We start from the raw sequence: 23,715 nt of genomic DNA, 5'->3' as shown, positions 1-23,715 counted from the left end.
CATATATTTATCGGATTTATAGTTTGAGAAGCAATATGAAAAAGCTCGTGGCGTTAAGCCTGGTGACCCTGGCGCTGGCAGGTTGTGTTAATCCCGGAAAGGCGTCTGTTCAGGCAGACCAACTCGAAGGGCACCGTTTTGTGCTGGAGAGCGTAAACGGCGCGGCGGTCAAACCCACCGCGGTGCCACCGGAAATGCGCTTTGGCGAGAAAATGGCTGTTTCCGGCGTGATGTGTAACCGCTTTAGCGGCGAAGGCAAATTATCGGAAGGCGAGCTGAAGGTCAAAGCCATGGCGATGACGCGCAAACTCTGCACCGATCAGCAGCTTAACGAGCTGGATGCGACGATAGGCAATATGCTGCGCAAAGGCGCGCAGGTCGATCTGACGGAAAATCAGTTGACGCTGGCGACAGCAGATAAAACGCTGATGTTTAAACGCGCAGACTAATCAGTAGTTACCGCATGACCCTACGGCAAGCGACTGCTCACTGCAGCGTTTGCCATTAGGCAACGCACACATCCCGACAGCTGAGCCATCAAGCTGGCGAGCGACAGACAACGATCCGCCCACCATTGCGCAACTGGCCTGCCCGGAGCTGGACATTGCCGCTTTCATTCCCGGTGAAACATGTGCCGCCGTCGCCTGCTGAACCGGTTCATTGCTGCACGCAGACAACAGTAACGCCGCACACCCTACCCAAAACGCTGAACGCATTCTCTTTTCCCCATACAAATTGCGAAATCTAAGCATAATAGGCACCCTGCGCCGCCCCGTCGAGAGCGGAACTGCGTATTTATGCACCTGAGAAACAAATTCTTGCGATTTTTTTGCCAGAAACTTGATCTACACATTGATGCGAAGAATAGCCAGGACACAAAAGCGAAAATCGGAAAGCCTGACCTTTGCTAAAATAGGGATATAACTATCAGGACTCGTCGACGTTTCACGGGTCCCTCTTTTTTGCGCAATGTAAGGGTGTCACATGATCACTATTGACGGTAATGGCGCGGCCGCGTCCGTCGCGTTCCGCACCAGCGAAGTTATCGCCATCTACCCCATTACACCAAGTTCGACCATGGCGGAACAGGCTGATGCCTGGGCGGGCAACGGGCTAAAAAACGTCTGGGGCGATGTTCCCCGGGTCGTCGAGATGCAGTCGGAAGCCGGTGCTATCGGCGCGGTTCACGGCGCACTGCAAACAGGTGCCCTCTCGACGTCGTTCACCTCATCGCAGGGTCTGCTGCTGATGATCCCCACGCTGTATAAGCTCGCCGGGCAGTTAACGCCGTTCGTGTTGCATGTGGCAGCGCGTACCGTTGCCACCCATGCTCTGTCGATTTTCGGTGACCACTCGGATGTGATGGCGGTCCGTCAGACGGGCTGCGCAATGCTGTGTGCCAGTAATGTGCAGGAAGCCCAGGACTTCGCGCTGATTTCCCACATCGTGACGCTAAAAAGCCGGGTGCCGTTTATTCATTTCTTCGATGGTTTCCGCACTTCTCACGAAATCAATAAAATCGTCCCGTTGTCGGACAACACGATTCTGGAGCTGATGCCGCAGGACGAGATCGATGCCCACCGCGCACGCGCGCTGAATCCGGAGCATCCGGTTATTCGCGGCACTTCCGCAAACCCCGACACCTATTTCCAGTCCCGTGAAGCCACCAACCCCTGGTACAACGCGGTTTATGATCACGTTGAGCAGGCGATGAGTGATTTCTCGGCGGCCACCGGGCGTGAATATAAGCCGTTTGAATACTATGGCCACCCGCAGGCCGAGCGCGTTATCGTGCTGATGGGCTCTGCGATTGGCACCTGTGAAGAGGTCGTCGACGAGCTGCTTTCTCGCGGCGAAAAGGTTGGCGTGCTGAAAGTGCGTCTGTACCGTCCCTTCTCTGCGAAGCATCTGTTGTCCGTGTTGCCGGAAAGCGTCCGTTCCGTTGCGGTACTCGATCGCACCAAAGAGCCGGGCGCGCACGCAGAACCCCTCTATCTGGATGTGATGACGGCCCTGGCCGAAGCCTTCAACAGCGGTGAGCGCGAAACGCTGCCGCGCGTCATCGGCGGACGCTATGGTTTGTCGTCGAAAGAGTTCGGGCCTGACTGCGTGCTGGCAGTCTTTAATGAGCTGAGCGCCGCAAAACCGAAACCGCGCTTTACGGTCGGTATTTATGACGATGTGACTAACCTGTCGCTGCTGCTGCCAGAAAACACCCTGCCGTCGACGTCGAAGCTGGAAGCGCTGTTTTACGGTCTGGGCAGTGACGGTAGCGTCTCTGCCACCAAAAACAATATCAAAATCATCGGTAACTCCACGCCGTGGTATGCCCAGGGTTATTTTGTTTATGACTCCAAAAAGGCGGGCGGCCTGACCGTCTCGCACCTGCGCGTCAGCGAAAAACCGATTCGTTCCGCCTATCTGGTTGAGCAGGCCGATTTTGTTGGCTGTCACCAGCTGCAGTTTATCGACAAATATCAGATGGCCGAACGCCTGAAACCGGGCGGAATTTTCCTGATTAACACGCCGTACAATGCTGACGAAGTGTGGTCGCGACTGCCGCAGGAAGTGCAGGCGGTGCTGAATCAGAAACAAGCCCGTCTGTTTACCGTCAACGCGGCGAAAATTGCCCGTGAATGCGGCCTGGCGGCACGCATTAACACCGTCATGCAGATGGCCTTCTTCCACCTGACGGATATTCTGCCGGGCGACAGCGCGCTGACCGCGTTGCAGGGTGCCATTGCCAAAAGCTACAGCAGCAAAGGGCAGGATCTGGTGGAGCGAAACTGGCAAGCGCTGGCTCTGGCCCGTGAATCTATTTCTGAGATCCCGCTTCAGCCGGTGAATACCGCCAGTGCAAACCGGCCACCAGTGGTGTCTGACGCCGCGCCTGATTTTGTTAAAACCGTAACCGCCGCGATGCTGGCGGGTCTAGGCGATGCCCTGCCCGTCTCCGCCCTGCCGCCGGACGGCACCTGGCCGGTGGGCACCACCCGCTGGGAAAAACGCAACATCGCCGAAGAGATCCCGATCTGGAAGGAAGATCTCTGTACGCAGTGCAACCATTGCGTTGCGGCCTGTCCACACTCGGCCATCCGCGCGAAAGTGGTTTCTCCAGAAGAGATGGAAAATGCCCCTGCCAGCCTGCACTCGCTGGATGTGAAATCCCGCGATATGCGTGGGCAGAAGTACGTGCTGCAGGTCGCGCCGGAAGACTGCACAGGCTGTAATCTGTGCGTGGAAGTATGCCCGGCGAAAGATCGCCAAAATCCGGAAATCAAAGCCATCAATATGATGTCGCGCCTGGAGCACGTCGAAGAAGAGAAAGTGAATTACGACTTCTTCCTCGGCCTGCCGGAAATCGATCGCAGCAAGCTCGAACGTATCGATATCCGTACCTCCCAGCTGATTACGCCGCTGTTTGAATACTCGGGCGCCTGCTCCGGCTGCGGTGAAACGCCCTACATCAAGCTGCTCACCCAGCTGTACGGCGACCGCATGCTGATCGCGAACGCCACCGGTTGTTCGTCTATCTACGGCGGTAACCTGCCTTCTACGCCGTATACTACCGATGCCAATGGCCGAGGCCCGGCATGGGCAAACTCTCTGTTTGAAGATAACGCCGAGTTCGGACTGGGCTTCCGTCTAACGGTCGATCAGCACCGCGCCCGCGTGATGCGTCTGCTGGAACAGTTTGCCGATAAGCTTCCTGCTGAATTAAATGCAGCGCTGCACAGCGACGCCACACCAGAGGTGCGTCGCGAGCAGGTGGCAGAACTGCGTCAGCATCTTCAGGGCGTGGAAGGCGCACAGCAGCTGTTAACCGACGCCGACGCGCTGGTCGAGAAATCGATCTGGCTGATTGGTGGTGATGGCTGGGCGTACGACATTGGTTTCGGCGGGCTGGATCATGTTCTTAGCCTGACGGAAAACGTGAACATTCTGGTGCTCGATACTCAGTGTTATTCCAATACCGGCGGTCAGGCGTCTAAAGCCACCCCGCTGGGGGCCGTCACCAAGTTTGGTGAGCACGGTAAACGCAAAGCGCGTAAAGACCTGGGCGTCAGCATGATGATGTACGGTCATGTGTATGTCGCACAGATTTCGCTTGGCGCGCAGCTCAACCAGACGGTGAAAGCGATACAGGAAGCGGAAGCCTATCCAGGGCCGTCGCTGATCATCGCTTACAGCCCTTGCGAAGAGCACGGTTACGATCTGGCACTCAGCCACGATCAGATGCGCCAGCTGACGGCGACCGGGTTCTGGCCACTCTATCGCTTCGACCCACGTCGTGCCGATGAAGGGAAACTGCCGCTGGCGCTGGACTCACGTCCTCCGTCTGATGCGTTGGCAGAAACGTTGATGCAGGAGCAACGCTTCCGTCGTCTCAATGCCCAGCAGCCAGAAGTGGCCGAGCAATTGTGGAAGGACGCGGCGGCGGATCTGCAAAAACGCTATGACTTCCTGGCGCAGATGGCAGGAAAAGGCGAGAAATCGACCAGCGAGTGATAAAAAAAAGCCCGGAGCATCAGCTCCGGGCATATCCTGTCAATTCTGGATGATAGCTCAGTAAAACACTCTCAGTGCATTAACGGATGAAGAATCATAAAGGCATATAACGGTTTAAAGTTTACCGTCAACTAACAGGAAAGAATAATTTTTAATTTATATAGTTCAATGAATTACATTCACTGTAATTATTTTTCCACCCCGTGTTACGCGTCACCCACTTGCACGCTCGCCCCTGCTGTTAGATGATAAATCTCCTGTTTTATGCTGTATGGGACAAATCATCATGGTCCATCATCCTGTAAGGTCTTCACGTATCGCCTCCATTGGCTATGATGAACGCAGCGCCACGCTGGAAATCCGCTTTCTCGATCGTCGGACGCTGCGGTATCAGCAGGTTCCGGTACGCGTCTATAACGATTTTTTGCAGGTCGTGTCAAAAGGTCGCTTTTATGATGGCGTCGTAAAGGGGAAGTTTAAGGAAATCACCGTATACTGAGCCTTATCCCTATCCACGTGAAAGGATTTCTTCCGTGCTTACCCGCTTATCATTGGCTGCTCTGATTTTGCTAACCTGTCTGTGGATGGCATTAATTTTTGATTTCGGCGATATCGTGCGTCATCTCAGTGAATTACTGCATGCACTGGATGCGGATTAACACGCCTTTTATTGTTAGTTTTAATAGATATCAGACATTGGCTGTCTCTTTCTCCGCTTAGGCTAAAATTGAATGTGTATGCGCAAATTCAATTGAACACTGGCCTTCTCGATAATCAGGAGATCAAATGACTGACTTAAACGAACGCGTTGAAACCCTTGAGCAGACAATTAATGAGCTACAAATAGACCTTCACGCATCAAAGATTGCCATCACTGTTTTATCCTCGGTAATTAATAACATGAGTGGCAATCCTGGCCTTCTTTCAAGTTCATACGAGGAGGAAAAAAGCTCGGCACCACTGGTCAAGTTCAACCATCCCGAGCAGGAAGGATATGAAGATAAGGTGACGGAGAGAGTTTTAGCACTGCTGGCAAAATCAGGCCAGGTGGGGTAAGCAACGCTGCCCGGCTTGATGAGACTTGCGGGGATAACGCCGTCATTATGCTTCTGCTCATGGTGATGGCCTTAAAACACATGCCCGTGATCCAGCAATTTGATGTGAGTTCAGCGCTTACGTTTTATTTATCACTGTCGATAGCCTCTGAGTGATTGTTAATTCAGCCTTTATTATCCCGGTAGAGATTGTCATTTCATCCAAGGTATTTCCCCCTCAAACGTTAGCATATAATATATTTAACATTCTCCTGTTTTTGAATTTACGCCTCCGCCAGGAAGTTTCTCATTTTATTGCTAATTCCTTTCTATGCGCCCCCTACCCTAAATATCAGCTACCCTTAAAGACTGCGTGAATGATGCGCATCACTTTTTCACAAGTCGAATTGTGAGAGGAGTATTTAATGACAATCAAGACTCTCGAAGATTTATTCATTCATGACCTTTCTGATATTTACAGCGCAGAAAAACAAATCACCCGCGCGTTACCTAAAATGGCGCGGGCGGCGACAGATCCCAAACTGATTGCTGCATTTAATCAGCACCTTGAAGAAACCCGCGGCCAGATTGAACGGCTAGATCAGTTGGTAGAAAGCACAGAAGGTGTTCGAATCAAGCGCATGAAATGCCATGCCCTTGAAGGGCTGGCAGAAGAAGCGCAGGAAATCATCGACTCCGTCGAAGCGGGGCCGGTCCGCGATGCGGGTCTGATTGGCGCCGCCCAAAAAGTGGAACACTATGAAATCGCCACTTACGGCACACTGCATGCTCTTGCTAAAAAGCTGGGATACAAAGATGCGGCAAGGCTGCTGGAAGAAACCCTCAAGGAAGAGAAAGCCACTGACGAAAAATTGACGGTGATTGCTGATCAGCAGCCCTAAATTCGTTTGTTGGTAAATAATCGGCCTGCCGCTGTGCGTTAAGCACGCCTGCAGGCCTTTTTTTGGCCTGAGGTTTGGTATGGTCTGGTACTCAGAAACCCCACTCCTCACGGGCCGTATCGGAGCGCGATGCGCTTCTGCTGCAAAACGTGCTGGCATTCGTCGCCGCAATCCGTACCATACACGGCACACTTTCGCATGCTGGTTGCTATCAGCAGGCGCTAACCCGTCTTCTATTGCCAATCAGATGGGGCACGAAAATGCGCAGAGGGTGTATGAAATCTATGCTTCATGGATAGAAGTAGTGAACAGCGAGCAGGTCGAAATGCGCCTCATGACGCTGGCGCGTTAAAATGGTTTTGTCCCACTGGTGCCCCATTTGATATTTGAGTAAAGTATAAATGCAAGATAATCAATCAGTTAATAAGAAAGAACAATACAACCTGAATAAACTGCAAAAGCGCCTGCGCCGCAACGTCGGTGAAGCCATTGCAGACTTCAACATGATTGAAGAAGGCGACCGCATTATGGTCTGCCTGTCAGGCGGTAAAGACAGCTACACGATGCTGGAGATCCTTCGCAATCTGCAGCAAAGCGCACCGGTGAACTTTTCCCTGGTGGCGGTCAATCTTGATCAGAAACAGCCTGGCTTCCCGGAGCACATCCTGCCGGAATACCTTGAGCAACAGGGCGTCGAATATAAGATTGTCGAAGAGAATACCTACGGCATCGTCAAAGAAAAGATCCCGGAAGGGAAAACCACCTGCTCCCTGTGTTCGCGTCTGCGCCGCGGTATTCTGTATCGCACCGCCACCGAGCTGGGCGCGACGAAAATCGCTCTCGGCCATCACCGCGACGATATCCTGCAGACCCTGTTCCTGAACATGTTCTACGGCGGCAAAATGAAAGGGATGCCGCCGAAGCTGATGAGCGACGACGGAAAACACATCGTTATTCGCCCGCTGGCCTACTGTCGTGAAAAAGATATCGAACGTTTTGCGCAGGCGCGCGAATACCCAATCATCCCTTGTAACCTGTGCGGCTCGCAGCCGAACCTGCAGCGTCAGGTAATTGGCGATATGCTGCGCGACTGGGATAAACGTTATCCGGGCCGCATTGAGACCATGTTCAGCGCGATGCAAAACGTTGTGCCTTCTCACCTGTGTGATACTGAACTGTTCGATTTCAAAGGCATTAAGCACGGTGCGGAAGTGGTGAACGGTGGCGATCTGGCGTTCGACCGCGAAGAGATCCCGATGCAGCCTGCGGGCTGGCAGCCGGAAGAAGATGAGTCTCAGTTGGATGAAATGCGACTGAACGTTCTGGAAGTGAAGTAATACTCTGGCGTCTCAGAGACTCTCTGAGACGCTTTTCTTTGTGGCTTATTTGAGCAAACGCACCTTACAGGTTTTGCCTTTAATCTTCCCGCCCTGCAGCTGTTTCCACGCTTTGTTCGCCACTTTCTGACGCACCGCTACATAGACGTGTGCCGGATGCACCACAATTTTGCCGATATCCGCACCCTCAAGTCCGATATCCCCGGTCAGTGCGCCTAATACATCCCCAGGACGCATTTTGGCTTTTTTGCCGCCGTCGATGCACAGAGTCGCCATTTCAGCGGCCAGTGGCGTGATACTGACACTGCCCAAAGCGGGCATCCAGTTGAGTTTCAGCTGCAGCATTTCAGACAGAATGTTGGCGCGCTGTGCCTCTTCCGGGGCGCACAGGCTGATCGCCAGACCGCTGTTGCCCGCTCGCGCTGTACGACCAATACGGTGAACGTGGACTTCCGGGTCCCACGCCAGCTCGTAGTTAACCACCAGCTCCAGGGATTTGATGTCCAGGCCGCGCGCTGCCACGTCCGTTGCCACCAGCACGCGTGCGCTGCCGTTGGCGAAACGCACCAGCGTCTGATCGCGGTCGCGCTGTTCCAGATCGCCATGCAGGGCGAGCGCACTCTGCCCCGCCTCGTCAAGCGCGTCACAGACGGCCTGGCAATCTTTCTTCGTATTACAGAACACCACGCAGGAGGCCGGCTGATGTTTGCTCAGCAGCTTTTGCAGCAGCGGAATTTTGCCGTTTTGCGAGGTTTCGTAGAACTGCTGTTCGATGGACGGCAGCGCATCCACCGCGTCGATTTCAATGGTAGCCGGGTTGTTCTGCACCCGTCCGCTGATTGCCGCAATCGCTTCTGGCCAGGTTGCGGAAAACAGCAGTGTCTGGCGCGTCGCAGGCGCGAAACGAATCACTTCATTGATGGCATCGGTAAAGCCCATATCCAGCATGCGATCCGCTTCATCCATCACCAGCGTTTGCAGGGCATCCAGCGAAACGGTGCCTTTTTGCAGGTGATCGAGCAGACGGCCAGGCGTGGCGACAATAATGTGCGGCGGATGCTGCAGCGAGTCGCGCTGCGCACCAAACGGCTGGCCGCCGCAGAGGGTCAGAATTTTGGTGTTAGGCAGGAAGCGCGCCAGACGACGTAACTCCCCTGCCACCTGATCCGCCAGCTCGCGCGTCGGACAGAGCACCAGGGACTGCGTCTGGAACAGGCCCGCATCAATCTGCTGGAGCAATCCCAGGCCAAAGGCGGCCGTTTTTCCACTGCCGGTTTTAGCCTGCACGCGAACGTCTCGTCCTTCCAGAATCGCCGGAAGCGCGGCAGCTTGTACAGGGGTCATCGAGAGATATCCCAACTCGGTAAGATTGTCGAGTTGGGCGGCAGGCAGAACGTTCAGCGTAGAAAAAGCGGTCACAATGTACTCTCAAGGTAAAAAAATCACAGTCAGTTGGCGCGTATCCTCGCAGATCTGCGCTACCGATGCGACAATTTAATCGGTTCTTCATCCGGCGGCGGGTCGGGCATTGGCTGCGGTCGGGGGATCGGATCGGGGACAGGCACCGGATCGATGGGTATCGAGTCAGGTACCGACAGTTGCGTGTAAAGCAGTGAAAGCAGATAGCTCATGTTTCCCTCCAGTTTATCGGGGTGACCCTTTTAGGGTAGACGCTGAGATTCTGGAGGCAAAAAAAAGCCGACTAATTTAGTCGGCGTCGTACGAATCAATATGTGCTATGCAGTAATTCAAAAAAGGAAGTAAGACAATATGGAGCGCAACGCCCATCGCTTGACGTTGCATTCACCTGCGGGAGTAATACTGCACCGAACGGGGTAGCCGTTTATTGACTTCGCTCAAACAAAAACGCGTTTTGAAGCCAGAAAACGCCTGAAAATGTGTAAATTTACAGCCATTTACTGCGATGCAACCACCACGCAACACCACCAATCAAAACAACTAACATGATGCAAAAAGCGGAAAAGCCGAACCGGTACGCCCCGCCTGGTATGCCCCCGAGATTCACACCAAATAGCCCGGTCAAAAACGTGCTGGGTAAAAAGACCATCGCCATTAACGACATGGTGTACGTCCGGCGCGAAAGTGACTCCTGCATCACCGTTGCGATTTCATCGGTCATTACCGCCGTTCGCGCAATACAGGAGTCGATCTCATCCAGCCCGCGCCCGAGCCGATCGGCGATATCCTGCATGCGACGTCGCTGATCGTCGTTCATCCACGGCAGACGTTCGCTGGCGAGCCGCGCGTAGACATCACGCTGCGGGGTCATGTAGCGACGCATCACAATGAGCTGTTTACGCAGCAGAGCAAGATAACCGCGCGGCGGAATTTGCTGATCGAGCAGGTTATCTTCGAGATCGATAATTTTATCGTGCAGCTCTTCGATAAATTCACTGGCGTGATCCGTCAGCGCATCGCAGGCATCGACCAGCCACGCACCGCAGTCGACCGGCCCGGTCCCCTCTTTCAGATCGTTGACCACATCATCCAGCGCCAGCACTTTGCGCTGCCGGGTGGAGACAATCAGACGTTCATCCATATAAAGACGCATGGCGACCAGCTGATCCGGGCGCTCGTCGGTGCTGCCATTGATGCAGCGCAGCGTAATCAGCGTGCCCTCCCCGAGACGGCTGACGCGCGGTCGCAGGCTCTCCCCGGCCAGCGCGTCGCGCACGCTGTTTGGTAGCAGCGGCGTCGATGACAGCCACTGCGCACTGTCCGGATGGGTGTAGTTCAGATGCAACCAGCAGGGGTGCTCGCTGTCTATAATATCGTCATCTTCAAGGGGTCGCGCCCCGCCTTTACCGTCCAGCAGCCACGCAAATACCGCATCCGGAACATTAACGTCCGATCCCTTAATGCCTTCCACAGTGACTCCCCCTTTTTGTCATGAACATCGTCAGTCTAGCCTTCCCGAAAGGTTATTCAACATCTACCGACAGCATAGCGCTGAATTTGCTCATGAATTAACCCTTATCCTACTCTAACCACTGGACAGAAAGATGCAAAACAGTAGAGTTACAGAAATGCTGCCATTTTGTTTTTAAATGTATCTTTTACGAGTGTGACGATGAAAAAGCCCTGTGCGGCCTTCGATGTTCGTCTTGCAGAAATGCGGACCATTGCCATTAAAACCAGTGTGACATGGTTCCTGTGGGTAAATATGTTGTTCTCCTCTTTCATCCTGGGGCGTAACTATTTCTCCGCCTTCGAGTCAGAGGTCCTTTTCCACCACCCCGCGGCAGTGCTGGAAACCATGATGGTGGCCGACCTGACCCTCTCCGCCGCCGTGTTATTCATCATGCGGATGGCCCCCCTGCAAAGCGCACAGTGGCTCGGTACGTTAGCAAAGTGGACCGTGGTGGCCCTCAGTCTGTGCTGGGCGGGCTGTTTCTTTGTCCTGATCGTCAGCAACGATCTGCGCATCATCTTCCCTTCTGCCGCATTACTGCTGTTTACCGCGCTGATCTCACTCTACTTTGATCCCAAAGTCCTGCTGAGCTTTATTCTGCCGGTCTGGCTGACGATACTGATTACCTCACTTTTTTACCGCAACGGCCTCACGGTCATGAATGGATTGCAGTGGATTTTGCTGGCGGGACTGATTGAATCAGGCCGACGTATTCTCAACAGCTGGTTTCTGCTCGCCCTGCGCCGCGAGCAGGAAAATTCGGATTTGATTCAACGCCTGGGCCTGCTGGCCAACAACGACCCGCTGACCGGGATTGCGAACCGTCGGTCATTTGAAACGCAGATGGATCAGGCCATCCTGCGCCATCAGCAGGATGGAAACAGCTTTGGGCTGATCATGCTCGATGTCGATCACTTTAAACTTTACAACGATTATTACGGGCATCAAAAAGGCGACCTGTGCCTGATGGCCATCGCCAGGGCGCTGGAATCCGCCGCGCTGACCTCAAGCGGCATTGTCGGGCGTTTTGGTGGTGAGGAGTTTGTTTTGCTGCTGCCCGATGCGGACTCGCAGGCGTTACAGTCGGCTGCACAGAATATTGCGGCGGTGCTTCAGGCGCAGAATATTCCTCACGCGGGTTCTCCCGTGAGCGACCGCGTGACGGTGAGCCAGGGGCTGGCGTTATGGAAACCCGGCGTGACCGCACGGGAACTGATAGCGAGGGCGGACAAAGCGCTGTATCAGGCGAAACAGGCAGGACGTAACCGCTACAAAGTATAAAGCCTGGCGAACCAGGCTTTTCCAGTCAATCAGTCAGTATGAGTGTTCTGCGTGGCGGGGAAAGGCGCTGTGCTCCTGGCGCACACTCTCCTGCCAGTCAGGTTGCGAGCCGCCCTCCAGCCTGAAATTCCGGGTGCGCGTCTGAAGCTCAATCACCTGGTTTTTCAGCACATCGGAGGAGCCTGACAGTTCATCCACCATCGCCACGTTACTTTGCGTCACACGCTCCAGCTCAGACAGCGCCTGCGTGATTTGCGAAATCCCTTTTTCCTGTTCAGAGGTACTCGCCGAAATCTCATCCATCAGTTTGCTGACATGCCCGGAACCGTTGACGATTTCGTGCATATTTTTCTCGGCTTCCGCGACCACCGTCACGCCCTGCGTCACGTTATTGCTCGTCACGTCGATCAGCGACTTAATGCTTTTCGCCGCCTCTGCACTGCGATGGGCAAGATTACGCACTTCACCGGCGACCACGGAGAAACCTTTGCCGTGATCGCCAGCCCTTGCCGCCTCGACCGCCGCGTTCAGCGCCAGAATATTGGTCTGGAACGCGATGCCGTCGATCAGAGAGATGATCTCGGTCATTTGCTGCGCGCATTCCGTAATCGACTGCATATTATTTGCCACCTGCCCCATCAGCTCGCCCCCTTTGCGCGCCTGCACCGTCGCGTGGTTCGCACGCTCGCTGGCAAGACGGGTGTTATCGGCGTTGTTACGGGTGCTGGCCGCCATCTGCTCCATGCTGGCAGCGGTCTGAATAAGCGAAGCGGATTGCTGCTCTGTCTTCACCGACAATTCCGCGCTGCGTGAGGAGAGTTGTTCTGAGAGGGTCATCGCGGATTGCGACGAGGCGCGTATTTCCCGCACCAGCGTGGCGATGTTACTGGATAAGCTATTGATCCCCGGAATTAAACGCCCCGCACAGTTGTTGCCAAACTCGGGGATAGAAACGGCAAGATTGCCTGAGGTGACCTCTTCGATACTTTTTTTCACGGTGTTGATCGGCGTCACAAGATATTTTGTCATGTAGGACCACAGCAACATGACCGCAAGCACATTAATAATATTTACTGCGATAAAAAGCGTTGTACTTTCCGATAAAGTCCAAACTAGACCATCAATGATTAAAAGCACGACTAGCAGAAAATATATAATAAAGGTTCTTACGCTAATATTTCTAAGCATAATTGATCCCATACAACAAGTCGGAGGAGGTATATTGGTTATAGCATTCGCATTTTCTTTTTCCACCACATTTTAAGTGGCATTTATTATTCACCTCCGGATGCCGTAAATTTACCTTAAGTCAGTACACAGAATCAGCTTAACCTCAACCATGAGCGCTTTATTCTTTTCACCCCTATTTTCTTTGTGACAACAATAGTTAGCAAACAGATGATTAAATATTAACGCAAAGTTTATTAAGAGCGAATGCTACTGCTGATTAAAATCATGTAGCGCTACTTAAGTCATTAATGAGAGAATATATCTTCGATGCGTTCCTGCACGTAGAAATAACGCGTTTGTTGTTGATTTTTGATAAGCAACTAATCTTGGAATTAGTTAGAGTAAGCCTCGGCGGTGATGAGTCACGCACCGGATGAACTCAATAACGACTTTTTAGCGTGGGATTGCATAATGCTCGATGTGTCCTGGGACCCCGTTCTCATTGCCATCTCATTCCTGGTGGCGTTTATCGCTTCATTTGTGGCGCTCGACAGCGCCGGCAAAATATCGGGTGCCAGCCGCAAAGCCGCTCTCTGGTGGCGCATGGCCGGGGGCGTCACGCTGGGGATAGGTATCTGGTCAATGCATTTCATCGGTATGCTATCGATGAAAATGCCGATCGACATGAGTTATCACGTCTGGCTTACCGTCGGCTCACTGGGCATCGCCATTGTCGCGGCCACCAGCGCCATTAATATTGCCGTTCCGGGTGATTCTCTCTCCTTTTTTCGCTGGTTGTTTTCCACGCTGATCCTTAGCGCAGGCGTCGTGGCCATGCACTACACCGGGATGGCGGCGCTGATGCTAAGTGATGACATTCGCTGGAACATGACCCTCGTGACGATCTCTGTCGCAATCGCCATTGTCGCCTCGGGTGCCGCTCTCTGGCTTGCCTTTCACCTGCGCCGGCGGCACAAAGGCGTGTTTATCAACCGCGTCGCCGCGGCCGTGGTGATGGGCGTTGCCATTTGCGCGATGCATTACACGGGAATGAGCGCAGCCAATTTTCAGCACGCCGCGCACATGATGCCGGGCGGAGTGAGCGAGTTAGGGCTGTCAATTTGGGTCTCCACCACCACGCTCGTGCTATTGGGTATCATGCTGATTATCTCGCTGGTGGACTCCCATTTTCGCACTCATCGCCTGACGGAAAACCTGCGCCAGCTCAACACCCAGCTGGAGCGTAAAGCACGCTTTGACGCTCTTACCGGGCTAGCCAACCGCACGCAGATGGATCTCAGCCTGCAGGATTGCCTGCACGGCTCACTGCTGAATAAAAAACAGTTTGCGGTAATGTTTCTGGATATCGACCATTTCAAACTAGTGAACGACGCCTGGGGGCATCAGGTTGGCGATGAACTGCTGGTAAGCGTCGCGCAGCGCATTACCGCCCGGCTGACGCCGGGAATGAGTCTCGCCAGGCTCGGCGGCGATGAGTTTATCCTGCTGCTGCCCGACTGCGATGACGAGAAAATTACCGAACTCTCCACGACCCTGCTCGACGATATTCGCCGCCCTTTCGCCATTGGCGGCCACGCGCTGAATATCACCTTAAGCCTTGGCGTGAGCCTTTATCCTCAGCACGGTGAAACCCTCCACGAACTGAAATTTAAAGCCGATGCCGCGATGCATCACATTAAGCAGGAGGGGCGCAACGGCTGGGCGATTTATCGCCCGGAGATGTCGAAAAGCATCTCAGCAGAGCCGTCTTTCCTGCAGGATCTCACCCAGGCGCTGGAGCGCGAGCAGTTTGAGCTTTGGTATCAGCCCACCTACCACGCCGCAGTGAATGAGATTCACGGCTTTGAAGCCTTGTTGCGCTGGCACCATCCTGAACAGGGTGTGCTGCTGCCGAACGTATTCCTGCCATCGCTGGAAAAAACAGGATTAATCATTCCGGTGGGGGTGTGGGCCATTGATCAGGCCTGCAGACAACTGCGCTTCTGGACGGAACAGGGATTCAGCCAGTGGACGCTGTCGTTTAATTTGTCCCCTATTCAGTTTGAGCAACAGGATATATTCGAGGTGATTTCCGGCACCATGCAGAAATACAATCTCGAACCTTCACGACTGATCCTCGAAGTCACCGAAAGCACGGCCCTGAAAAACCTGGAACGCAGCATTGAATTATTAGATATGTTTAACCACGCCGGTTTTACCGTTTCCATCGACGACTTTGGCACCGGATACTCTAACCTGCTGATGCTGAATGTGCTTCCGGCTAAAGAGCTTAAAATAGATAAAAGTTTTATTGATAGCATGCGGGAAAACGATAAAAGCAAAAAGATTGTCGAAACCATTATCCACGTTGCCCGGACCATGGATATGGTGGTGGTCGCCGAAGGTATTGAAACCCAACAACAGCAGCAAATGCTGGCAAATCTGGGATGTGATTATCTGCAGGGCTATTATTTTTCCCGCCCGCTTCCTGCAGAACAGGTGCCGTGGCTGGTATTACAGAATAAATCTGACAAACAAATTATTCCAATTGGTAAAAATCAAATAGAACCCCCACTTCATTCACAAAAAAATCATGCCTGATGTGATGAAGTGGAGTATGTTTTGAAATATGCCCACGTGTGTATAACCGTGATACCGCAAATTTCATGAGCGTTGGCTGCCGATGACTGGGAAGACTCTATGTTGCCACACAGCTTTGATGCGCTGAATTTCGTCAAAACACCGGTTTGGTTAGTCTCACCCGTCTCTGAGCAGGTTATTTTCGCCAATAGTGCGGCGAGCGACATGATGCGTAATAAAACGCTGAATGACATGCGTCAGGGCGCTTATTCCGCCAGTGCACAGCAGCAGCTGGCAATGTACGTTCCTGATCTCAAATCCGAGCTGGAAATTGTCGAAATCTGGACCGTCTGGCGCAACGATCAGGAAACCACCCTGAGCTGTCGCCTGTCCCTCACCGAGCATGAAAGTGCGGGTGAAATCATTGTGTTTGAAGGGCTGATTTCCCAGGCCCCTTCCGGCCTGAAAGCGAGCCGCTCTGCCAACTACCAGCGTAAAAAACAGGGTTTCTACGCCCGCTTTTTCCAGACTAACAGCGCGCCCATGCTGCTCATAGATACCGCGCGTGACGGGCAAATTGTCGACGCGAATCTGGCGGCCCTCAATTTTTACGGTTACAGCCACGATGACATGTGCACAAAACACACATGGGAAATTAACACCCTGGGGCGCGATATCTTGCCGATTATGACGGAGATCGCCCGTCTTCCCGGCGGGCATAAGCCCCTTAATTTTGTCCACCGGCTGGCCGATGGCTCCACCCGCCACGTGCAAACGTACGCGGGTCCGATTGAGATTTACGGCGACAAATTAATGCTGTGCATTGTTCACGATATCACCGAGCAAAAAAGGCTTGAGCACGAGCTGGAGCACGCCGCCCTGCGGGACTCCATGACCGGCCTGCTAAATCGTCGACAGTTTTATCTCATCACTGAACAGACTCATCCGTCCCATTTGCCCGCCCAGCAGCAGTTCAGCCTGTTACTGGTCGACATGGATCATTTCAAGAATATTAATGACGTATTCGGCCATTCCAGGGGCGACGAGGTGCTGATTTCTCTGTCGCGCATGCTCGAAGCCTGCAGCCGTAAAGATGATTTTGTGTTCCGCTGGGGCGGCGAAGAGTTTGTGATCCTGCTGCCGCGTACCACGCTTGAGGCTGCGATGCAGGTGGCCGAAACCATTCGTGCCGAAGTGGCGCGCATTGTCATCCCCGGCCTGCCCCGCTTTACCGTGAGTATTGGCGTCGCGCGACATAATCCGGACGAGAGCATCGACGATCTGTTAAAACGCGTAGACGACGCCTTATACCGCGCCAAAAACAATGGCCGCAATAAAGTGCTCGCCGCCTGAAAACTGGAGTATTGATTAAAGCCCCGCTACAATGCCCCCTCGAATTAACAGCGGTCAGGTGGGTCACTTTTGCTATGGGGAAAACAGAAGTCATACTCATCCTAATTATTCTCAGCGTTATTATATTTGGCTTATGGTTTATTTTTAGCGGTGAGATGTGGCACCTGGTGGGGTATCTGGAAAGCAGCCTCTACCCGGCGATTGACGCGCCCTGACTGGCGAATCAAAAAAAGGCCCGTTCTCAGACGGGCCTTGTTATTCATATTAATGCTTCTCGATATACATCGTCCGGCTATACGCCACATCTTCCGCGTTATTTATCGGATACCCTTTCACCCACGGCTTAATCAGGCGACCGTTGGTATATTGATAAATCGGCGCGATCGGGGCCTTTTCGGCAAGGATTTTCTCAGCCGCGTTGTAATCCGCATTGCGCGCTTTCGCCGTCGTTTCCAGCGTCGCCTGGTTGATAATCTTGTCGTACGCCGGATCGCTGAAGCGCGAAATGTTGCCGCTGTGTGTGGATGTTAACAGTGACAGGAAAGTGGATGGCTCATTGTAATCCCCCACCCAGGAGGCGCGGATCACGTCGAAGTTGCCGGTATTGCGGCTATCAATATAGGTTTTCCACTCCTGATTCTGCAGCTTCACATCCACGCCGAGGTTTTTCTTCCACATCGACGCCACCGCAATCGCAATTTTCTGATGGTTTTCTGAAGTGTTATAGAGCAGCGTCAGTTTCAGCGGTCGCTGCGGGCCGTATCCGGCAGCCTGTAACAGCATTTTGGCCTGCGCATTCAGCTCGGCCTGCGACATCTGCTCGAACGGTGACTTTTCTGGCGTAAAGCCTGCAGTCACATCCGGCGTAAAGTGCCACGCCGGTTTCTCGCCCGTTCCGAGCACCTTCTCCGCCATAATCCGACGATCGATGGTCATGCTCAGGGCCAGTCGCACACGCTGATCGGCCGTGGGCCCTTTCTGAGTGTTAAACGCGTAGTAATAGGTGCCCAGTTGCGGCGGCGTATAAACCTGCCCCGGAATATCTTTGAGCAGCTTCTGATAGAGATTTTTTGGGAAGGATTCGGTGATATCAATATCCCCCGCCAGATAGCGTTTAGTGGCCGATGACTCCTGGTTGATTGGAATAAAAGTCACTTTTTTCAGTACCGTCTGGGCGTTGTCCCAGTAGGACGTATTCGGCTCAACCACCAGCTTCTCATTCACCACGCGATCTTTCAGAACATAGGCACCGTTGCCCACCAGTGCGCCTGGGCGAGTCCACTCTTTTCCGCTCTCAACGTTGGCTTTCTGCACAGGATAAAAAGCAAAGCTGGCGGTCAGATTAGCGAACCAGGGCAGCGGTTTATCGAGCTGCACGCGAAGGGTTTTGGCATCCACGGCCGTGATTCCAAGCGTATTGGGCTGGGCTTTGCCGTCGATAATGCTCTGGGCATTAGTGATCCCCGCCAGCGCCGCAAACCAGGCAAATGGCGACGTCGTTTTCGGGTCTACCAGGCGCTGCCAGCTGTAGACAAAATCTTGCGCCGTTACCGGCGTACCGTCTGACCACTTCGCGTTGTCGCGTAAGGTAAATGTCCAGATACGGTTGTCATTGCTCTGCCACTTCGTCGCGACACCGGGGACGAGTTCGCCCTTTTCATTCTGATTCACCAGCCCTTCGAACAGATCGCGGATCACCTGAATTTCCGGTAAGCCGACGGCTTTCGCCGGATCGAGCGAGGCGGGTTCGTCCTTGATATGGCGGACCAGTTCCTGTTTTTCCGCCAGCTTCGTTCCCTGAGGAATATCAGCTGCATAAGAAACAGAAGTGAGTCCACACAGCCACAGCGCAGTACAGAGCAGCGAAACAGGATGCTTCATGAGATCCCCTTTGGAATGATGGGTGACAAGCAGATGCGTAATTATTTGTTTCAGAACAGCGAAATGCAAACACCTTCGCGCGGAAAGTTGAGATCGGATCAGTTTCTCCGGCCCGTGAAACTATTTGATTAAGCGCGTGTTTTACACAACACTGGCTATAAAGAACTCGCTATCAGGATTTCATATGTCACTTACCCGCCCAAGAACGGAACGTGGCGCTTTCCCGCCCGGAACGGAACATTATGGCCGCTCATTTCTGGGTGCCCCGCTGATCTGGTTTCCTGCCCCGCAGGCCGACCGCCACAGCGGGCTTATCATCGCCGGGACGCACGGGGATGAGAACTCCTCCATCGTCACCCTCTCCTGCGCGCTGCGCACGCTGGCGCCCGATCTGCGTCGTCATCACGTGGTGTTAACGGTTAATCCGGACGGCTGCCAGTTAGGGCTGCGGGCCAACGCGCGCGGCGTCGATCTGAACCGCAATTTCCCTGCGGCCAACTGGCGAGCGGGAGAGACGGTATATCGCTGGAACAGCGCGGCGGACGAGCGTGACGTGGTGCTCCTCACCGGTGAAAAACCCGGCTCAGAGCCTGAAACCCAGGGGCTGTGCCAGCTCATTCATCATCTTCAACCGGCGTGGGTGGTGTCGTTTCACGATCCGCTGGCCTGCATCGAAGATCCACGCCACACGGAGTTAGGCGAGTGGCTGGCTGACGCCTTCGCGCTGCCGCTGGTCACCAGCGTCGGATACGAAACGCCAGGCTCGTTTGGCAGCTGGTGCGCAGACCTCGGCCTGCACTGCATTACCGCCGAGTTCCCGCCCGTCTCCTCTGATGAAGCGAGCGAGAAATACCTGAAAGCGATGACCGGCCTGCTGCGCTGGCAATCTCAGAGGTGAAGCGTCCCGGTGGTAAAATTCAGCGCTGGTGAGACATCCACGGCGAGCCAGGTGGGTCCATCAAGATCGGCGTAGCTCACCTGCTCTGTCAGCGGCAGTGCGGCGCTGATGGCTCTTGAGGTGCAGAGCATACAGCCAAGCATCAGCGCGAATCCGTCAGCCCGCGCCTGTTTAGCCAGCGCCAGTGCTTCGGTTAATCCACCCGTCTTATCAAGTTTAATGTTCACCATCTCGTAGCGCCCTTTCAGCCCGGCCAGGCTGTCACGCGTGTGGCAGCTCTCATCGGCGCAGATAGGCAACGGGTGGATAAAGTTTTCCAGCGCGGCGTCTTGTGCCGACGGCAGCGGCTGCTCCAGCATCGCCACGCCCAAATCAGCCAGCAGCTGACAGCGCGCGGCCAGCCCTTCACTCTTCCAGGATTCGTTGGCGTCGACAATGAGGGTCGCTTCCGGAACCGCGCTGCGGATCGCCACCATCCGCTCGCTAATCAAATGATCGTCAAGCTTCACTTTCAGCAACCGCGCCCCGGCCTCATACAGCGCTTTAGCACTTGACGCCATCTGCGCAGGCTCGCCGATCACCACCGTTTGCGCCGTTACAATGGTCTGCGGCAGTACCACGCCCAGCGAGTCGCTGATCGTATGATTCTGCCGATGCGCCTCCAGCGACCACAGCGCACAGTCGACCGCATTACGCGCCGCACCCGCCGGGAGCGCCTGTTGCAGCGCTTCGCGTGTCAGCCCCTTTTCCAGTTCAGGAACGATAGTCATGATCTGCGCCATCACCGACGCGAGACTCTCGCCGTAGCGAGGATAAGGTGTGCATTCGCCCGCGCCCTTCACACCGTCTTCTTCAATCTCGACGACGACTACGCTGGCTTCGCTACGGCTACCGCGAGAGATCACAAACGGGGTATGCAGTGGCCACGCTTCTTCATAGACCTTGACGGTTCTCATCACTCACTCCTGTAGGGAAAAATAGGTTTGCCGTGTTATCCGCTGTTGTCATACACTAGCCGCGACGTTAACTATATGTAAACAGGAAGATATCTATGTCACAACTCGTTCATTTCCAGGGCAACCCGGTTTCTGTTGCAGGTTCCATTCCGCAGGCAGGCAGCAAAGCACAGGCTTTTACCCTCGTGGCAAAAGATTTGTCTGACGTAACACTGGGTCAGTTCGCCGGTAAACGCAAAGTCCTGAACATTTTCCCAAGCATCGACACCGGCGTTTGCGCTGCGTCCGTGCGTAAATTCAACCAGCTGGCGACCGAAGTCGACAACACCGTGGTGCTGTGCATTTCCGCGGATCTGCCGTTCGCCCAGTCCCGTTTCTGCGGCGCAGAAGGTCTGAGCAACGTTATCACGCTTTCTACCCTGCGTAGCCCTGATTTCCTCGAAAACTACGGCGTAGGTATCGCGGAAGGCCCACTGAAAGGCCTGGCTGCCCGTGCAGTCCTGGTGATCGACGAAAACGACACCGTGATCTTCAGCGAGCTGGTCAACGAAATCACCAACGAGCCAGACTACACCGCTGCGCTGGATGTGCTGAAAGCGTAACGACATCGCTCAGCGCTCAGATATTCAAAGCCTCGCTGATGCGGGGCTTTCTTTTGTCTGACGTCTGCCCAGAAACGATACTCTTTGTCCCTGTGCACACTATCGAACGGTTGCGAGATGAACTTAACGATGGAGCAGGCGTGGGGGAAAATTCTGGAAGGGTATGATCCGTTTGGTAACAGGATGCGGTTTTGCAAGGCGTGAGTTATAAAATCTGAGGAGGATGTAAATCTTTCTGAGCCGCATCTCGCTCATTGAGATAACTCCCCTGAGCGAGATGCGGATGTCCGACGCCAGCGTCGCGCAGCATGCGGACATCGCACTCAATACGGCGATATCAGAACGCGATCATCACCACGTATTCAAAAACTCTGCGATCTCATCGATCCGCGTTTCATCGATTCCGGCTTCCCGGGCCATCTCACTCTGCGCCTCTTCGCTGATCTCCTCGTTATTCATTAAACGCGTGATCAGCGACTGGAAATAATAGGCCACCGCGTCGCGCTCTGCTTCGCTGACGGGTTTTGCGGATTCCTTTGAATATTCATCCGCGATGTCATAAAACTTTAAAGGTATTTCATTGCTCATACGTTAAGCCTTAATGTTTGGATAGCAAAAAACCCGCCCGCGCGGGATTTTCTCAGTTCTGATCGTCCGCTTTCTTCTGATTTAGACCGTACTCACGCAACTTATTGGCGATGGCCGTGTGCGATACGCCCAGGCGTTTCGCCAGTTTACGGGTGCTCGGATAGTTGCGATAAAGTTGGGTCAGCACAGAACGCTCGAAACGGCTGGTGATGTCATCCAGCGAGCCTTCCATCGCCTCTTCGCCAACCGACACGGTTCCCGCATCGTAATCCGGCAACAGAATGTCCTGCGAGCGCAGCTCGTAGCCTTCCAGCTGCGTGAGCGCACGGTAGACGGCGTTTTTCAGCTGGCGGATGTTGCCCGGCCAGCCGTAGCGCGTCAGCATCGACCCCAAATCCGCCGAGAGTTTCGGACGCGGCACGCCCTGCTCGTCGGCAAAGCGCGCCACGAACAGTTCGGTCAGCGGCATAATGTCCTGCGGACAGTCGCGCAGCGGCGGAATATTCAGGGTCAGTACATTCAGTCGATAATAGAGATCTTCCCGAAATACGCCCTTTTGCACCAGTTCGACGAGGTTTTTCTGCGTCGCGCAAATGACGCGCACATCAACGTGAACCTCGTGATCTTCCCCGACGCGGCGGAAAGTGCCGTCGTTGAGGAAGCGCAGCAGTTTAGCCTGCATGCGCGGCGACATCTCGCCAATCTCATCCAGCAAGACCGAGCCGCCGTTGGCCTGCTCGAAGAAGCCTTTTTTGCCTTCCGGCGCGTGGCCGAACAGCTCGCTCTCAACGGCATCTTCCGGAATAGACGCGCAGTTCAGGGCCAGATAGGGTTTTGCCGCGCGTGGGCTGGCTGTATGAACCGCATGTGCCAGTAAATCCTTGCCAGTTCCCGTTTCGCCGGTGATCAGCAGCGGCGCAGTGAGATTCGCAAGTTTACGCGCCTGGTCCACCACATGCTTCATTTTCGGGCTAACGGCAATAATCTGACTGAACGCGCCGACATCCTGGTTGGAGAGATTCTGCAGCTGGCGCCCCATACGGATGGTCGAACGCAGCATGATCACCGCGCCGGTCAGCACGCTGACGTCATTCTCACCGCGCAGATGCACCGGGGTGATCTCCATCAGGAAGTTCTGGCCGCCGATCACCACATGTTCGCTATGCGTGCCCTGCGGATTGCTGTCGAGCCAGCGCTGGAAATTGAAACCGGCAATCAGCTGCGACGCATGATGGTTGCTCAGTTTTTCCTGACTCTGGCCGAACAGCTGGCAGCTTGCCTGGTTGGTGCGCTCCACTTTGCCTTTCAGATCGAGGGATAAAAACGGTTCAGGCATCGCTTCGAGCAGCGCACTTAACGCCAGATGCTCGCGCTCTGACGGCATCCACGGCACGGTACGCACATCCGTAACGCCAGCGATACGGCGGATTTCCGCCATCAGGCTGCTAAAGGTATTAAATTCGATTTCGGCAAAATTGAGATAAATTCGCCCGATAGGGTCGATATCGATGCCGCGCAAATCAATGTCACGCAAAACAAGGAGATCGAGTAATTCGCGGGTCAGGCCGATACGGTCCTGACAGAACACTTCCAGACGCATGGGAAATTCACTCTTTAGCCAGTAACCTTAAAATGATATGTCAGATATCGTCTGGCTGGAAGCTCGCTGTCAACAAATATTGACAGCGAGGT

The 23,715-nt window shown here is 54.1% G+C and carries 22 protein-coding genes and 1 pseudogene; 14 read left to right on the top strand and 9 right to left on the bottom strand.

The window, feature by feature from the left end; all coding sequences use genetic code 11:
• Positions 1-35 precede the first annotated feature (35 nt).
• Positions 36-449 carry a heat shock protein HslJ gene (hslJ, locus tag OVA10_RS13000; RefSeq protein WP_268196095.1) on the top strand — a complete coding sequence of 138 codons (414 nt, stop codon included), beginning with the start codon at positions 36-38 and terminating at the stop codon, positions 447-449.
• Here hslJ and OVA10_RS12995 read toward each other — a convergent pair whose 3' ends face one another.
• Positions 450-716 carry a putative hemolysin gene (locus OVA10_RS12995; protein WP_100780875.1) on the bottom strand — a complete coding sequence of 89 codons (267 nt, stop codon included), beginning with the start codon at positions 714-716 and terminating at the stop codon, positions 450-452.
• 268 nt (positions 717-984) lie between these two features.
• Between OVA10_RS12995 and nifJ the strand changes: the two genes are divergently transcribed.
• The 7 genes and pseudogenes from nifJ (at position 985) to ttcA (ending at position 7,782) form a co-directional block, all read left to right on the top strand.
• Positions 985-4,509, top strand: a complete 3,525-nt coding sequence (gene nifJ / locus OVA10_RS12990; protein WP_142503373.1) for a pyruvate:ferredoxin (flavodoxin) oxidoreductase — start codon at positions 985-987, stop codon at positions 4,507-4,509.
• Positions 4,510-4,795: 286 nt separating this feature from the next.
• Positions 4,796-5,008: a KTSC domain-containing protein gene (locus OVA10_RS12985; protein WP_100780022.1), complete on the top strand. Its 213-nt coding sequence runs from the start codon at positions 4,796-4,798 to the stop codon at positions 5,006-5,008.
• Positions 5,009-5,042: 34 nt separating this feature from the next.
• A complete protein-coding gene (locus OVA10_RS12980) occupies positions 5,043-5,168 on the top strand; it encodes a hypothetical protein (protein WP_268196094.1) in 126 nt (41 codons plus the stop codon).
• Positions 5,169-5,295: 127 nt separating this feature from the next.
• A complete protein-coding gene (locus OVA10_RS12975; RefSeq protein ID WP_100780021.1) occupies positions 5,296-5,565 on the top strand; it encodes a hypothetical protein in 270 nt (89 codons plus the stop codon).
• Positions 5,566-5,968: 403 nt separating this feature from the next.
• Positions 5,969-6,445, top strand: coding sequence for a YciE/YciF ferroxidase family protein (locus OVA10_RS12970; protein ID WP_268196093.1), 477 nt, complete (start codon positions 5,969-5,971; stop codon positions 6,443-6,445).
• 77 nt (positions 6,446-6,522) lie between these two features.
• Positions 6,523-6,797 (top strand): annotated as a pseudogene (locus tag OVA10_RS12965) (tyrosine-type recombinase/integrase); the annotation flags it as partial.
• Positions 6,798-6,846: 49 nt separating this feature from the next.
• On the top strand, positions 6,847-7,782 hold the full coding sequence (gene ttcA, locus OVA10_RS12960) for a tRNA 2-thiocytidine(32) synthetase TtcA (protein WP_100780019.1): 936 nt from the start codon (positions 6,847-6,849) through the stop codon (positions 7,780-7,782).
• 45 nt (positions 7,783-7,827) lie between these two features.
• Here the strand turns inward: ttcA and dbpA are convergent, their stop codons facing one another.
• From dbpA to zntB, 3 genes are all read right to left on the bottom strand, one after another.
• Positions 7,828-9,201: an ATP-dependent RNA helicase DbpA gene (dbpA, locus tag OVA10_RS12955; protein WP_268196092.1), complete on the bottom strand. Its 1,374-nt coding sequence runs from the start codon at positions 9,199-9,201 to the stop codon at positions 7,828-7,830.
• 59 nt (positions 9,202-9,260) lie between these two features.
• Complete coding sequence (ynaL, locus tag OVA10_RS12950) at positions 9,261-9,413, bottom strand: proline-rich small protein YnaL (protein ID WP_157809239.1); 153 nt, start codon at positions 9,411-9,413, stop codon at positions 9,261-9,263.
• Positions 9,414-9,688: 275 nt separating this feature from the next.
• Complete coding sequence (gene zntB / locus OVA10_RS12945; protein WP_100780017.1) at positions 9,689-10,672, bottom strand: zinc transporter ZntB; 984 nt, start codon at positions 10,670-10,672, stop codon at positions 9,689-9,691.
• A 201-nt stretch (positions 10,673-10,873) separates the two neighbouring features.
• Here zntB and OVA10_RS12940 point away from each other — a divergent pair, with 201 nt between their 5' ends.
• A complete protein-coding gene (locus OVA10_RS12940) occupies positions 10,874-11,995 on the top strand; it encodes a GGDEF domain-containing protein (RefSeq protein ID WP_268196091.1) in 1,122 nt (373 codons plus the stop codon).
• 33 nt (positions 11,996-12,028) lie between these two features.
• On the opposite strand, the gene OVA10_RS12935 is transcribed toward OVA10_RS12940, so the two are convergent.
• Positions 12,029-13,183, bottom strand: a complete 1,155-nt coding sequence (locus OVA10_RS12935) for a methyl-accepting chemotaxis protein (RefSeq protein WP_268196090.1) — start codon at positions 13,181-13,183, stop codon at positions 12,029-12,031.
• A gap of 453 nt (positions 13,184-13,636) precedes the next feature.
• Here OVA10_RS12935 and OVA10_RS12930 point away from each other — a divergent pair, with 453 nt between their 5' ends.
• The 3 genes from OVA10_RS12930 to OVA10_RS12920 all read left to right on the top strand — a co-directional run bounded on the left by OVA10_RS12930 (position 13,637) and on the right by OVA10_RS12920 (position 17,313).
• Complete coding sequence (locus OVA10_RS12930; protein ID WP_123427766.1) at positions 13,637-15,766, top strand: putative bifunctional diguanylate cyclase/phosphodiesterase; 2,130 nt, start codon at positions 13,637-13,639, stop codon at positions 15,764-15,766.
• A 99-nt stretch (positions 15,767-15,865) separates the two neighbouring features.
• Positions 15,866-17,098: a sensor domain-containing diguanylate cyclase gene (locus tag OVA10_RS12925; RefSeq protein ID WP_231275690.1), complete on the top strand. Its 1,233-nt coding sequence runs from the start codon at positions 15,866-15,868 to the stop codon at positions 17,096-17,098.
• A gap of 74 nt (positions 17,099-17,172) precedes the next feature.
• The gene (locus OVA10_RS12920) at positions 17,173-17,313 is read left to right on the top strand and encodes an Ecr family regulatory small membrane protein (protein WP_142503374.1); all 141 of its coding nucleotides are present in this window, start codon (positions 17,173-17,175) and stop codon (positions 17,311-17,313) included.
• A gap of 49 nt (positions 17,314-17,362) precedes the next feature.
• Here the strand turns inward: OVA10_RS12920 and OVA10_RS12915 are convergent, their stop codons facing one another.
• The gene (locus OVA10_RS12915; RefSeq protein WP_100780014.1) at positions 17,363-18,979 is read right to left on the bottom strand and encodes a peptide ABC transporter substrate-binding protein; all 1,617 of its coding nucleotides are present in this window, start codon (positions 18,977-18,979) and stop codon (positions 17,363-17,365) included.
• 184 nt (positions 18,980-19,163) lie between these two features.
• Between OVA10_RS12915 and mpaA the strand changes: the two genes are divergently transcribed.
• Complete coding sequence (gene mpaA, locus OVA10_RS12910; protein ID WP_123427763.1) at positions 19,164-19,877, top strand: murein tripeptide amidase MpaA; 714 nt, start codon at positions 19,164-19,166, stop codon at positions 19,875-19,877.
• On the opposite strand, the gene ycjG is transcribed toward mpaA, so the two are convergent.
• Complete coding sequence (gene ycjG, locus OVA10_RS12905) at positions 19,868-20,833, bottom strand: L-Ala-D/L-Glu epimerase (protein ID WP_107703474.1); 966 nt, start codon at positions 20,831-20,833, stop codon at positions 19,868-19,870. The genes mpaA and ycjG overlap by 10 nt on opposite strands.
• A gap of 95 nt (positions 20,834-20,928) precedes the next feature.
• On the opposite strand from ycjG, the gene tpx reads away from it, so the two are divergent.
• A complete protein-coding gene (gene tpx / locus OVA10_RS12900; RefSeq protein WP_100780011.1) occupies positions 20,929-21,435 on the top strand; it encodes a thiol peroxidase in 507 nt (168 codons plus the stop codon).
• A 351-nt stretch (positions 21,436-21,786) separates the two neighbouring features.
• Here the strand turns inward: tpx and OVA10_RS12895 are convergent, their stop codons facing one another.
• Together OVA10_RS12895 and tyrR are read right to left on the bottom strand one after the other, a co-directional pair.
• On the bottom strand, positions 21,787-22,023 hold the full coding sequence (locus OVA10_RS12895; RefSeq protein WP_102103823.1) for a DUF2543 family protein: 237 nt from the start codon (positions 22,021-22,023) through the stop codon (positions 21,787-21,789).
• A 52-nt stretch (positions 22,024-22,075) separates the two neighbouring features.
• Positions 22,076-23,623, bottom strand: coding sequence for a transcriptional regulator TyrR (gene tyrR / locus OVA10_RS12890; RefSeq protein WP_248858558.1), 1,548 nt, complete (start codon positions 23,621-23,623; stop codon positions 22,076-22,078).
• Between the last annotated feature and the right edge of the window lie 92 nt (positions 23,624-23,715).

The sequence above is a fragment of the Lelliottia sp. SL45 genome (assembly GCF_026672535.1).
Lineage (GTDB): Bacteria > Pseudomonadota > Gammaproteobacteria > Enterobacterales > Enterobacteriaceae > Enterobacter > Enterobacter nimipressuralis.
The sequence above is the reverse complement of the archived record's forward strand: the minus strand, read 5'-3'. Positions and strand labels throughout refer to the sequence as shown.